General features: G+C 70.0%; 12 protein-coding genes. 4 read left to right on the forward strand and 8 right to left on the reverse strand.

Annotated elements, in window-relative coordinates; all coding sequences use genetic code 11:
• Positions 1-51 precede the first annotated feature (51 nt).
• The 3 genes from MTO99_RS17760 to MTO99_RS17770 form a co-directional block, all read right to left on the reverse strand.
• Positions 52-450 (reverse strand): RidA family protein, encoded by a 399-nt coding sequence (locus tag MTO99_RS17760; protein WP_243555483.1) that lies wholly within the window; start codon positions 448-450, stop codon positions 52-54.
• 79 nt (positions 451-529) lie between these two features.
• On the reverse strand, positions 530-970 hold the full coding sequence (locus tag MTO99_RS17765) for a MarR family winged helix-turn-helix transcriptional regulator (RefSeq protein ID WP_243555484.1): 441 nt from the start codon (positions 968-970) through the stop codon (positions 530-532).
• Between the two features lie 10 nt (positions 971-980).
• Complete coding sequence (locus MTO99_RS17770; RefSeq protein ID WP_243555485.1) at positions 981-2,726, reverse strand: MDR family MFS transporter; 1,746 nt, start codon at positions 2,724-2,726, stop codon at positions 981-983.
• A gap of 358 nt (positions 2,727-3,084) precedes the next feature.
• On the opposite strand from MTO99_RS17770, the gene rplJ reads away from it, so the two are divergent.
• The 4 genes from rplJ to MTO99_RS17790 all read left to right on the forward strand — a co-directional run bounded on the left by rplJ (position 3,085) and on the right by MTO99_RS17790 (position 6,089).
• Complete coding sequence (gene rplJ / locus MTO99_RS17775; protein WP_243555486.1) at positions 3,085-3,600, forward strand: 50S ribosomal protein L10; 516 nt, start codon at positions 3,085-3,087, stop codon at positions 3,598-3,600.
• Positions 3,601-3,677: 77 nt separating this feature from the next.
• A complete protein-coding gene (gene rplL, locus MTO99_RS17780) occupies positions 3,678-4,067 on the forward strand; it encodes a 50S ribosomal protein L7/L12 (RefSeq protein ID WP_092672623.1) in 390 nt (129 codons plus the stop codon).
• A gap of 214 nt (positions 4,068-4,281) precedes the next feature.
• Positions 4,282-4,746, forward strand: a complete 465-nt coding sequence (locus MTO99_RS17785; RefSeq protein WP_243555487.1) for a MarR family winged helix-turn-helix transcriptional regulator — start codon at positions 4,282-4,284, stop codon at positions 4,744-4,746.
• Positions 4,747-4,877: 131 nt separating this feature from the next.
• Positions 4,878-6,089: an MFS transporter gene (locus MTO99_RS17790; RefSeq protein WP_243559173.1), complete on the forward strand. Its 1,212-nt coding sequence runs from the start codon at positions 4,878-4,880 to the stop codon at positions 6,087-6,089.
• A 43-nt stretch (positions 6,090-6,132) separates the two neighbouring features.
• Here the strand turns inward: MTO99_RS17790 and MTO99_RS17795 are convergent, their stop codons facing one another.
• The 5 genes from MTO99_RS17795 to MTO99_RS17815 form a co-directional block, all read right to left on the reverse strand.
• Entirely contained in the window at positions 6,133-7,266 is a 1,134-nt protein-coding gene (locus tag MTO99_RS17795) for a Gfo/Idh/MocA family protein (protein WP_243555488.1), read from the reverse strand.
• Positions 7,263-9,167 (reverse strand): DUF6807 family protein, encoded by a 1,905-nt coding sequence (locus tag MTO99_RS17800; protein ID WP_243555489.1) that lies wholly within the window; start codon positions 9,165-9,167, stop codon positions 7,263-7,265. Before MTO99_RS17800 ends, MTO99_RS17795 begins: the two co-directional genes overlap by 4 nt.
• 160 nt (positions 9,168-9,327) lie before the next feature.
• The gene (locus tag MTO99_RS17805) at positions 9,328-10,662 is read right to left on the reverse strand and encodes an ABC transporter substrate-binding protein (protein ID WP_243555491.1); all 1,335 of its coding nucleotides are present in this window, start codon (positions 10,660-10,662) and stop codon (positions 9,328-9,330) included.
• A 64-nt stretch (positions 10,663-10,726) separates the two neighbouring features.
• Positions 10,727-11,662: a carbohydrate ABC transporter permease gene (locus tag MTO99_RS17810; RefSeq protein WP_243555493.1), complete on the reverse strand. Its 936-nt coding sequence runs from the start codon at positions 11,660-11,662 to the stop codon at positions 10,727-10,729.
• Positions 11,649-12,578 carry a carbohydrate ABC transporter permease gene (locus MTO99_RS17815; RefSeq protein ID WP_243555495.1) on the reverse strand — a complete coding sequence of 310 codons (930 nt, stop codon included), beginning with the start codon at positions 12,576-12,578 and terminating at the stop codon, positions 11,649-11,651. The genes MTO99_RS17810 and MTO99_RS17815 overlap by 14 nt, the downstream gene beginning before the upstream one ends.
• Positions 12,579-12,687 lie beyond the last annotated feature (109 nt).

Below are 12,687 nucleotides of genomic sequence, written 5' to 3' on the forward strand. Positions count from 1 at the left end.
GACCCGCCGGTCGAGGGGCGCCCGGCGGACGCCCCTCGACCGGCCGCGGAGCTACTCGCCTCGCGGGATCGCCGCGATCGCCTCGATCTCGACGAGCACGTCGGGCCGTGCCAGCGCGGAGACCTGTGCGCCCGTGATCGCGGTGGGGTGCATGCCCCAGATGGGGATGATCGCGGTGTACCCCTCTTGGAACGACTCGCCCGCCAGCAGCGTGATGGTCAGGTGCACCACGTTCGTCTGATCGGCACCCGCGGCCTCGAGCACGGCGAGCACGTTGCGGATCGCCTGCGCCGACTGGGCGGCCAGCCCGCCGGGAACGATCTGCCCCGAAGCATCCGTGCCGTTCTGACCGCCCACGTAGAGCGTGTCGTGGTCGCCGCGCACGAGCACCCCCTGGCTGAACGCGGGATTGGTGTGCAGGGTCGGCGGATTCACATGCTCGATCTTCATGTCACCGGTCTACCGGCGACCCCCGACATCGGCGCACGCGACCGGGGGCGGAGAGGCAACCCCGCCCCCGGTCGTCAGCTCAGGCTTGGCCGAGCGCGCGCAGCACGTCGGCGAGCACCAGCAGCTCGTCGACCGAGCGGCCCTCGAGGGTGCTGCGGAGCCGGGCCTGGTTGGCCAAGCGCACCTCGGCGACGCGCTCCTCGGCGAGCGGGGTGGCGACGAGCACTCTGGCCCGACCGTCGCGCTCGTCGGCGTGGCTCTCGACGAGCCCCATCTCTTCGAGCTGGCGCACCTGGCGGCTCACCGCGCTCTTGTCCATGTCGAGCAGCTCGGCGAGCACGTGCGCGTTGGTCGACCCGGCGCGCACGATGCTCGAGAGCAGCTTGTAGCCGGCGGGCTGCAACTCGGGGTGCACCTGCTTCGCCGACTCGAACCAGAGCGTCCTCGCCCGATTGAACACGAGGCCGAACTGCTCCTCGACCGACGCGATCGCGTGGTCGAGGGCAGCTTCGGCGGTCATGAGGGACATGTTATCGCCGGGCCTCCGAGGTGCCCCGCCCGTCGACGGCGCCCATCGACCCGGTGACGGCGCCGACCGGCTCGCGCGAAGCATCCGTCTCGTCGAACTGCTCGGCCACCGACGCGACGGGCGCGCCGATCTCGGCCTCGGCCAGCTCGACGGCGGCGTTCTCGGCGTCCTCCGCCAGCTCCTCGGCGAGCTCCTGCGCCGCCGACTTGGTCGACAGCTTCCTGTTCGGCAGGAACGCGATCGCGATCAGCGACAGCACGGCGAGCGGCACCGCGATCCAGAAGACCTCGGAGATGCCCTGGCCGTACGCGCCCTCGATGACCACGCGGATGGCATCGGGCAGCTCGTGCACGTTCGGCAACGCGCCGCTCTGCAGGCCCTTCAGCGCCTCGATCTCCTCGGGGGACGACGGCACGAAGCCCTCGAACCCGTCGGCGATGTGCGTGGAGACCTGGGTAGCCAGCAGCGACCCCATGACGGTCACGCCGACGGTGCCGGCGATCGAGCGGAAGAAGTTCACGTTCGACGAGGCCGCGCCGAGCTGCGACACCGGGGTGTCGTTCTGCACGACGAGCGTGAGGTTCTGCATGACCATGCCGAGGCCGGCGCCGAGGACGACCATCGCGACGCTCACGACGAGGTAGTCGGTGTCGTAGCGCAGGGTGGTCATGAGGAACGTGCCCGCGATCACGAGCAGTGCGCCTGCGACCATGAAGCCCTTCCACTTGCCGAACCGGCTGATCAGCGCGCCGACGATGATCGAGGCGCCCATCTGGCCGACGATCATCGGGATCGTCATGAGGCCCGACTCGGTCGGCGTGGCACCGCGCGCCAGCTGGAAGTACTGGGCGAGGAACACGCTGGTCGCGAACATCGCCACGCCGATGGCGATCGAGGCGATCACCGCGAGCGTGAAGGTGCGGTTCTTGAACAGCTTCATCGGCACGATCGGCTCGGCGACGAAGAACTCGACGATGACGAAGGCGATGAGCGCGGCCGCGGCCACGCCGATCATGACGAGGCTGGTCTTCGAGTCCCAGGCGAACTCCTTGTCGCCGAGGGTGACCCAGACGAGCGCGAGCGAGACGCCGACGGCCATGAGGATCGCACCGACGAAGTCGATCTTCACCGGGCGCTTGGGCAGCTTCGGCAGGTGCAGCGTGAACTGCAGCAGCAGCAGCGCGACGATCGCGAGCGGCAGCGGCAGGAAGAAGTTCGCGCGCCAGCCCCAGGCGTCGGTGATGACGCCGCCCAGCAGCGGGCCGCCGATGGTCGCGACGGCCATGATGCCGCCGACGAAGCCCATGTACTTGCCGCGCTCGCGCGGCGAGATGATGAGCGCCACGATGATCATGACGAGCGACATCAGGCCGCCGGCGCCGAGGCCCTGCACGACGCGGACCGCGATGAGGGTCGTGGTGTCCTGTGCGAAGCCCGCGATCGCGGTGCCGACGACGAACAGTCCGATCGACAGCTGCAGCAGCACCTTTCGGTTCACGAGGTCGGCGAGCTTGCCCCAGATCGGGGTCGAGACGGCGGTGGCGAGCAGGCTGGCCGTGATCACCCAGGTGTAGGCCGACTGGTCGCCGCCGAGGTCGGCGATGATGCGGGGCATCGAGGTCGAGACGACCGTGCCGGAGAGCACGGCGACGAACATGGTGACGATGAGGCCCGAAAGCGCGATGAACACCTCGCGGGGGGTGCGCTCGGCCTCAGCCGGCGAGTGCGTGTCGGAGACAGCAGACAAAGAGGATCCTCCGATGTGGATAAGTTGATACCGGTCAACTATAGACAGATGGTTGCATCGTGTCAACTTTGGACAACAGTCAACTATTCCCGTGAGGTGTCGCATCTCGACATCCATGCGATTTGGCCGGCCCCGTGGCATCCGGTAAGCTGATCCGAGCCGAAGACCGCTGGTCGTCGATTTCGCATGCGAAACCGATCGAAGTCCTGTGAACGCAGGGGCCCGCGCAGGTGTGACGAAGACTTCCGGATTTCCGGCCGAGCTCCGCGCAACTGCGCCGGAGCTCTTTTCTTTGCTTCCAGCGCTCCGAGGCCGTGCATCGCCACCGCGATGCATGTTGAGTACACAAGGAGTGGCCATGGCGAACAAGGAAGCCGCGGTTGCCGAGCTCCAGGAGAAGTTCCAGAGCTCGACCGCCGTTCTGCTGACCGAATACCGCGGCCTCACTGTTGCGAAGCTCAAGGAGCTGCGCAAGTCCATCAGTGGGGACGCGAGCTACGCCGTGGTGAAGAACACGCTGACCAAGATCGCGGCGAACAACGCCGGGATCACCGCGTTCGACGACCAGCTCGCTGGGCCGTCGGCCATCGCATTCGTGCACGGCGACCCGGTCGCCGTCGCGAAGAGTCTGCGCGACTTCGCCAAGGCGAACCCTCTCCTCGTGGTCAAGGGCGGCTATTTCGATGGCAAGCCCCTGACCGCCGAAGAGGTAGGCAAGCTCGCCGACCTCGAGTCCCGCGAAGTGCTGCTGGCGAAGCTCGCCGGTGCCTTCAAGGCCTCGCTGTTCGGAGCCGCATATCTGTTCAACGCACCGCTCTCGAAGGCCGTTCGCACGGTCGACGCGCTGCGTGAGAAGCAGGAGTCCGCTGCCTGAGCAGGCCCGGGGCCGTCGGTCCCTGAGCCTGTCGAAGGGCAAGCGGTGAGTAACCAGGAAATCTAAGGAGAAACATCATGGCGAAGCTGTCCACTGAGGAGCTGCTCGAGCAGTTCAAGGGCCTCACCCTCATCGAGCTCTCGGAGTTCGTGAAGGCGTTCGAGGAGACCTTCGAGGTCACCGCGGCCGCCCCCGTCGCCGTTGCCGCCCCGGCCGCCGGTGGCGCCGGTGCCGCTGCCGAAGAGGTCGAGGAGAAGGACTCGTTCGACGTCGTCCTCGAGGCCGCCGGCGACAAGAAGATCCAGGTCATCAAGGTCGTCCGCGAGCTCACCTCGCTCGGCCTCGGCGAGGCCAAGGCCGTCGTCGACGGTGCTCCCAAGGCCGTGCTCGAGGGCGCGAACAAGGAGACCGCCGACAAGGCGAAGGCCGCCCTCGAGGAGGCCGGCGCAACCGTCACCCTCAAGTAATGCGCGCCCTCGAGGAGGGCGCTCACTTGAGGTGACCTGCGTCACCTGAACACACGGATGCTCCGTGCCGACACGTTCGGCACGGAGCATCCGTCGTCTCCGCACCCTGTTCGGGGTCGCCGGTCGCCGCCTGCGGGCGCCGGAAGCGACCACGAGCGTCCCCCGCGGCGCACTGGGGGAGGATATATAGATAGTTTGGCTATATAATCCTCTGGTGACGACACCTGAGCACCTCCCGCAGCTGCTCGGAGACCTGATCTCCCTCAGCAACCGCCTCACGCGCCTGGCCGCCACGGCGACCGGCAGCACCGAGTCGCCGGCGATCTGGCGCACCATCGCCGTGCTGCGCGACCACGGGCCGATGCGGCTCGGCGAGCTCGCCAAGGCGAGCCGCGTCAGCCAGCCGACGATGACGAAGCTCGTGCACGCGCTCGACGAACGCAACTGGGTGCGGCGCATCGCCGACGCATCCGATGCGCGGGCCTGGCTCATCAGCGTCGACCCGCGCGGGCTCGCCGCCCTCGACGCGTGGCGCCAGGAGATCATCGCCGTCGTCGCACCGCAGTTCGCCGATCTCGACCCGAACGAGATCGACGCGCTCGCGCGCGCGACCGCCATCCTCCGCGAACGGCTCGAGCGCGCCGACGACCGAGACGACAGAAAGGGGTCCGTCGCGTGACGACCACCCAACCCAGGCCCGACACGAGCTCGACTCCGGCGGTGCCGGCCGCAACGCCGCACGCAGGCGGGTCAGCGCACGCAGGCGGGTCAGCGCACGCGGCCCACGGCCACGGGTCGACGCAGTCGATCATGAAGCAGCCGATGGCGGTGTGGGCGGTGGCGTTCGCCGCGGTCGTGTCGTTCATGGGCATCGGCCTGGTCGACCCGATCCTGCCGGCGATCGCGAACGACCTGCACGCGACGCAGGTCGAGACCGAGCTCCTGTTCACGACCTACCTGGCGATCACGGGTCTCGCGATGTTCTTCACGAGCTGGGTGTCGACGCGCATCGGCGCGAAGAAGACGCTGCTCATCGGCCTCGCCGTCATCGTCGTGTTCGCCGCGCTCGCGGGCGCCTCGGGCTCGGTCGACCAGATCATCGGGTTCCGTGCCGGGTGGGGGCTCGGCAACGCGCTGTTCATCTCGACCGCGCTCGCGACGATCGTGGGCGCGGCGTCGGGGGGTGCGGCCGCCGCGATCGTGCTCTACGAGGCGGCGCTCGGCCTCGGCATCGCGATCGGTCCGCTGCTCGGCGGGCTGCTCGGCAGCACGTCGTGGCGCGCACCGTTCTTCGGCACCGCCGTGCTGATGGCGATCGCGTTCATCGTGATCGTCGTCATGCTCCGCACCGAGCCCGAGCGGCCGGCGCCGACCAAGCTCACCGCGCCGTTCCGCGCCCTCGCGACGCCCGGCCTCGGCGTGATGGCCGCAGCGGCGGTGTTCTACAACATGGGCTTCTTCGTGCTGCTGGCGTGGAGTCCGTTCGTGCTCGAGGCGCACGGCATGGGATCGGCGATCACGCTCGGACTCATCTTCTGCGGCTGGGGCGTCGCGCTCGCGATCACCTCGGTCTGGGTCGCGCCCTTCCTGACCGCGCGGATGCGTCGCACCACCGTGCTGAAGGCGACGCTGCCGGCGCTGGCGGTCGTCATGCTGCTGGCGTGGGCGTTCGCCGAATCCGTTCCCGCGCTGATCGCGCTGATCATCGTCGGCGGCCTCCTGCTGGGCATCCTGAACACCGTCCTCACCGAGTGCTCGATGGAGGCGACCGACCTTCCGCGACCGGTCGCGTCGTCGGCCTACTCGGGCGTGCGGTTCATCGGCGGCGCCGTGGCGCCGCCGCTGGCCGCGCTCGTCGCCGGGTGGTTCGGGCTCGCCACGCCGTTCGCCTTCGCCGCGATCGTGGTGCTCATCTCGGCCGCGATCGTCGTGTTCGGGTCGAAGGCGCTCCGCCGCGCCGACGGCGTCGAGATCGAAGAGCTCGAGAGCGCCGAGGCGATCGCACTGGGCGACGCCGACTGAGGGCTCGCCGTCGGGCACGCGCGCCCGGCCGGCGTCGCCGTGCTCAGGGACCGACGGCCCAGGGCGCGCCGAGCTCGGCGAAGGTCCGCCCCTCGGTGACGACGCGCTCGCTCCACGCCTCGACGTCGGCCACCACGAGGTGGTCGCCGTCGGGCGAGGCGGCGCGGGTCACGTAGGACGGGTCGATCCGACGCGGCTCGTCGGCGGTGCGCACGGCCTCGAGCACGCGCATGAACGCGCCCGTGGCGGCCAGCGGCGCCAGGAGTGCCTCGCCGGCCACCGCGTGCTCGACCAGGTTCGCGAGCAGGTTCGTGCGGGCGTGCGACGTGGTCCATGCCAGGTTCGATCCGGGCGTCGACACCTGCACGAGGTCGAGCGTGTACCAGAGCACGATGCGCCCCGCCGAGCCGTGCACGATCACGCACGGCTCGCTGCGCCGGGGGGCGGTGAGCACGAGCGCCCCCGCCAGGGTGCGCCCGCCCGGCAGCCCGGCGACGAACGACGACGTGTCGTCGGCCTCGATGGCGTTCGCGCGGTGCAGGTCGAGCCGCAGGCCGGAGACCGCGTCCTCCGCGGTCGCGCCGGCGACCGCGAGGGCGGTCGCGGTGGCGTGGGCGAGCGGGTTCGTCACGGCGCCGTCGACCACGGAGGAGCCGTCGAGCACGCGACGCCCGGCCCAGGGCGCGCGGGTCCAGTACGACTCGGTGCGCAGCCACGTGCCGAGCGCCCCGAAGCCCGTGAACTCGCCGATCGCGCCATCGGCGAGGAGCCCGCGCACGAAGGGCACCGCCTGCGAGCCGAGGCTCTGGAACCCCACCTGCACGGCGCGTCCGGTGCGCTCGGACGCCCCGACGAGCGCGTGGAAGTCGGCGCGGGTCGGCGTCGGCGGCTTCTCGAGCAGCACGTGCGCCCCGGCCTCGAGGGCGGCGCGCGCGAGCGGCAGGTGGGTGTGCATCGGCGTCGACAGCACTACGACGTCGAGGTCGGCTCGCGCGATCATGTCGGTTGCGTCGGTGAAGACGGCCACGTCGCCGAGGTCGGCCTCGGGCGGGCGGTGATCGGCGACCGCGGCGAGGCGGGCGCGACCGGATGCCTCGAGCCCGCGCGCCGCGGCCACATGCGTGGCGCCGTGCCCGTGGATGCCCGCGACGCCGATCCGGGGGAGGGCGCCGCTCATGCCGAGGGAGCCGAGGTCGCGGCGTCGGACGCGGCGGATGCCGGCGGCGCGGCCGCCGCCGCGAGCGCTTCCAGCACGGCGGCGTCGGCGATCGCACGGTCGACGAGCACGGCGTCGAGCCCGAGCGCGAGCCGGCCGCCCTCGGGGAGCGTGCGCACCGCATCCCAGGCGACCGCCGGTCCGACCCCGAGGTACTCGGCGACCCGTGCGAACCACGGCAGGACCTCCCCGTCGGCGGGCTGGACGAGCAGCACGGTGACCTCACGGCCGGCGTCGACCACCGCGAGCCACGGGGACCGCGAGCCGTGCGCAGCATCCTCGCCCTCGCCGTCGCGGGTCAGCACCGTGGCATCCCACCGGGGGAACCGCCAGAAGACGCCGCCGTACCCGGCGCCCTCGCGACCGTTCGTGGCCGGCGATCCGAACGCGAGCGCGCCGAAGTTGGCGGTGAGCCGGCTCCGCCAGCCGAGCGCCCACGCGTCGGTCCCGGCCGCACGGAGCGGCCGGCCGTGCAGCGTGCGGACTTCGCTCAGCTGCGCCTCGCCGCGCTCGTCCAGCCAGGTCAGCCGCTCGGTGAGCGCCTCGCCGTCGATCGCGATCTCGTCGCGGCGCTGGCGGCCCTGGTTCTCGAGCATGATCGAGCCGATGCCCTGCACGTAGGTGCGGCCGCCCCAGTACGAGGTGCCGTTCACGTCCGGCAGTGCCAGGCCGATGCCGAAGTGGTGCAGGTGGTCGGTGGGGTGGCTGTCGGTCACGCGCACGCCCGCGAGCGTGGTGACCGGGTGCAGGAACGGGCGGGGCGAGAGCACCGAATCGATCGTGGTGCCCTCGTCGTACCGGGCGACGATGCCGTCGCCGATGCGCAGCACGGGGCGTCCGGGGCTGAGCCAGCCCGACGCCTCGGGCGCGGGGCCGGTGCTCTGGCGCACCTCGAGGATCGGCCGGTACGAGAGCGGATGCGTCGCCGGCGCCCCCGCCATCGCGTCGCGCAGGCGCCGCCAGGCCTGGGCGCCGATCTCGACGCGGGGCACCGACATGGTGGTGAGCGCGGGCGCCGAGAACCGCGCCAGCGGGATGTCGTCGACACCGGCGACCGAGATCTCGCCCGGCACGTCGACGCCGACCTCGCGCAGACGGGCGAGCAGGCCCAGCGCGACGAGGTCGTTGAACGCGATCGCGGCCGTCGCACCCGAGGCGAGCAGCGCATCGGCCGTGTGGTAGCCGTCCTCGACCTGCGAGCCTGCGGCGAGGTCGAGGATCTCCAGGCCCGGGTAGCGGCCGGCGACCTCGGCGAGTCCGCGACGGCGCATCCGGTCGGCGAACGCCTGCGGCGGCCCGGCGAGATACGCGATGCGGGTGTGCCCGAACGACGCGAGATGCTCGGCGAGGGTGCGGGCGGCGTGCTCGTAGTCGACCGAGAGCTCGGCCGCGGGGTCGCCCGCCACCGGTCGGTTCACCACGACGGCCGGCCCCGACCGGGCGATCAGGGCCTCGAGCCGGTCGCCCGGCATGCGCGGCGAGACCAGGACGAGCGCGTCGCACCGCGAGCGCGCCTCGATCGCGATCTCCTCCTCGTCGGCGACCCGTTCGGCGGTATCGGCGACGAGCACGCGGTACCCGTCGAGCGCCGCTTCGCGGCTGAGACCCTTCAGCACGCCCTGGAACATCGGGTTCTCGAGGTCGGGCACGACGAGTGCGACGGTGTTGCTGCGCCCGCTCACGAGGTTGCGGGCGGTCTGGCTCGGCGAGTAGTTCAGCTTCTCGACCGCGTCGCGCACCTTGGCGGCGATCGTCGGGTCGACGGTCTGGTTGCGGTTCAGGACCCGGGACACGGATGCCTGCGAGACGCCGGCGTATTCGGCCACCTGCGCGATGGTGACCTGACGGGGCGACTTGGGCACGGGGACCTCCGGCTCTCGGTGATCGGGTACGAACGTACGCGGATGGGCGGGCGACCGCAGCGGAACGCGCCCGGATGCCACACGAAGTGGGGGAGCGGCTGCCGCGTCCGCGGACGCGGCAGCCGCTCGGGTGGGGAGGGGAGTGGGGACGCCGGACCGGCTAGATCGCTGCGTCGTCGAGCGCGGTCTGCAACTCGTCGATGAAGCTCTTCGCCGCCTCCTCGGGGGTGAGCTCGCCGAACAGCACGCGCTGGGTGTGCTGGTCGATGATCGTCTCGATCGCACCGCCGCCCGGGGGCGTGGCGGGCGGTGCATCGCCGACGAGCGGGGCGAGGTCGTCGAGGAAGGTCACCACGGCCTGGTTCACCTCGTCGAGCTTCGGCGTGATGTACTCGCGGATCTTCTCGTTCGCCGGCACACCGCGCTCGGCGAGCAGCAGGTCGGCCGCCTCCTCGCTGTTCGACAGCCAGTCGAGGAACGTCGCGACCTCGGCCGGGTGCTCGGTCTTGGCCGACGCCGACCAGAACATCGAGGGCTTGTAGTAGGCCCATCCGTCGGGCGCGTCGTCGAGCGCGGGCACGCGCAGGGCCACCAGGTCCTTGCCGCTCGCGTCGCGCAGCGCCTGCACCTGGTTCGACCACCACGGGCCGAACGCCGACGCGTTGGTCGCGGTGAACGACTCGGCGAGGCCGCCCGTCTCCCGTTCGATGGTCGCCGCCGGGTCGGGCGTGGCGCCGGCCTCCGTGGCATCCAGCAGGAACTGCCACCAGGACGCGAGGTCCTCCTCGGTGGCGGCCACGCCGCCGTCCGTGGTGTAGAGCGCGCTGCCGCGCTGACGCAGCCAGTTGTTCAGGCCGCCGTCCTCGAAGCCCCACGACTGGGTGCCGACGACCGAGCCGCCGGTCGCCTCCGACACCGCGAGCGCGGTGTCGATGAAGTCGTCCCACGTCCAGGTCTCGTCGTCGGGCAGATCGATGCCGTTCTGCTCGAGGATCGTCTTGTTGGCCATGATCGTGTACGAGTTGATGCCGATCGGGATGCCGTACTGGGTGCCGTCGAGGGCGCCGGTACCGAGCACCGCCGCGGGGAAGTCCTCGGTGCCGAGGATCGACGAGTAGCCGCCGAGGTCGGCGAGCACGCCGTTGGCGGCGTACGTCGAGAGCTGCTTCTCGTCCATCTGGATGATGTCGGGGGTGTCGCCTGCGGCGACCGAGGTCGACAGCTTGTCCCAGTAGCCCGCCCAGTCGGTGTACTGCGGTTCGATCGTGATGTTCGGGTACTCCTCCTCGAACGTCGCGATGAGCTCCTCGGTGATCGCGTGGCGGGTGTCGTTGCCCCACCACGTGAACGAGAGCGTCACGGGTTCGTCGGAGAGGGTCAGCTCGGACTCGGTCGATCCGCCGGGGTCGCTGCCGGCGCACGACGTGAGCGCGAGCACGGACACCGCGCCGATGGCGGCGGCGATGCCGACCCGGCGGCGAGAGATGCCTCGCATGGTCATTCCTTTCGGTTGCGTGTGGTCGTGGTGCATGGGTGGTGATGCGGACCGGGGGAGCCGGTCACTTGATCCCCGTCGTCGCGATGCCCTTGATCAGGAACCGCTGGCCGAAGAGGAAGATCAGGAAGATCGGGATGAGCGACACGACGCTCATCGCGAACATCTCGCCGAAGTCGGTGGAGCTCTGCGCGTCCTGGAACGCATTGAGCGCGAGGGGGACGGTGTAGAGGCTCGGCTTGGTGAGGAAGATGAGCTGACTGAAGAAGTCGTTCCAGGTCCAGATGAAGGTGAAGATCGTGGTGGTCGCGAGGGCGGGCACCATCAGCGGCAGGATGATCTGCAGGAAGATGCGCGGATGCCCCGCCCCGTCGATGCGCGCAGCCTCGTCGAGTTCGCGCGGGATGCCGCGGATGAACTGCACCATCAGGAAGATGAAGAACGCGTCGGTGGCGAGCAGCTTCGGCACGATCAGCGGCAGGAAGGTGTTGACCCAGCCGAGCTGGGAGAACATCACGTACTGCGGCACGATGATCACGTGGATCGGCAGCATGATGCTCAGCAGCATGATGGCGAACCAGAACTTCTTGCCGGTGAACTCGAGCCGCGCGAACGCGTAGGCGGCGAGCGAGCATGACACCAGGTTGCCGACGATGCTGCCGATGACGACGAGCCCCGAGTTCAGCAGGTACACGTTGAACGGGTAGGTCAGCGCGTTCCAGCCGTCGGTGTAGTTCGAGATCTCGAAGCTGTCGAGGATGATGCCCGGCTCGCGGAAGATCTCGTCGTTGGGCCGCAGCGAGCTGGCGACCATCCAGATCACCGGGTACAGCATGATGAGGGCCGCGACGATGAGGAAGACGTGGCGGATCATCCTGGTGGCGGGCGTGCGCAGCGGGTTGCGGCGGCGGCGCTGCTCGCGGACCGCGCCGGTGGGGAGCCCGGTGACGACCGACTCGGTGAGCGGAGCGGGGTCGGTCATGGTGTCAGTCCTGGTCATCGTAGAAAACCCAATACTTGGAGGCCCAGAAGTTGATGGCCGTGAATGCGGCGATGATGAGCAGGAGCAGCCACGCCATCGCCGATGCGTAGCCCATGTCGAGGTTCGTGAACCCCTTCTGGTAGAGGTACAGCGTGTAGAAGAGGGTCGAGTCGACCGGTCCGCCGGTGCCGCCCGAGACGATGAACGCCTGGGTGAACGACTGGAACGCGTGGATGATCTGCAGCACCAGGTTGAAGAAGATGATCGGCGTCAGCATCGGCAGCGTGATGCGCCAGAACTGCTGGCGACGGTTGGCGCCGTCGACGGCGGCGGCCTCGTAGTACATCGCCGGGATCTGCCGCAGGCCGGCGAGGAAGATCACCATCGGCGAGCCGAAGGTCCACACGTTCAGGAGGACCAGTGTGCCGAGCGCCGTGTCGGGGCTGGAGATCCAGCCCTGCCCCTCGATGCCGAACCAGCCGAGGACGACGTTCACGAGGCCGTCGACGCCGAAGATCTGCCGCCAGAGCATCGCGATCGCCACGGATGCCCCGAGCAGTGACGGCAGATAGAACGCCGACCGGTAGAACGCGAGCCCGCGCAGCCCGCGGTCGAGCACGACCGCGAGCAGCAGCGCGAGGGCGAGCTGCAACGGCACCGAGACGAACACGTACTGGAAGGTCACCCCGAGGGAGGTGTGCAGCCGCTCGTCCTCGAACATCTTCTCGATGTTCGCCAGCCCGGTGAACCGCGGCGGACTCAGCAGGTTGTACTTCGTGAACGCCAGCACCAGCGACGCGATCATCGGGCCGACGGTGACGATCGCGAGGCCCAGGAACCACGGCGTGAGGAACACGAAGGCGGCGCGGTTCTGCTTCTTCTGGCGGGAGCCTCCCGCGCCTTTCAGGCTGCGGAGCTCGCCGAGCGCGCTCATCGGGCGGTTCCCGTGGTCGGGTGCGCAGCGGGGGGCGGTACGGATGGCGCGGGCGAGGGTGCCACGTGCGTCCTCCAGTCGATCGTCGTCGATGTCTCGAAGCGTCGAG

Source organism: Agromyces larvae (assembly GCF_022811705.1).
In the GTDB taxonomy this organism is placed as follows: domain Bacteria; phylum Actinomycetota; class Actinomycetes; order Actinomycetales; family Microbacteriaceae; genus Agromyces; species Agromyces larvae.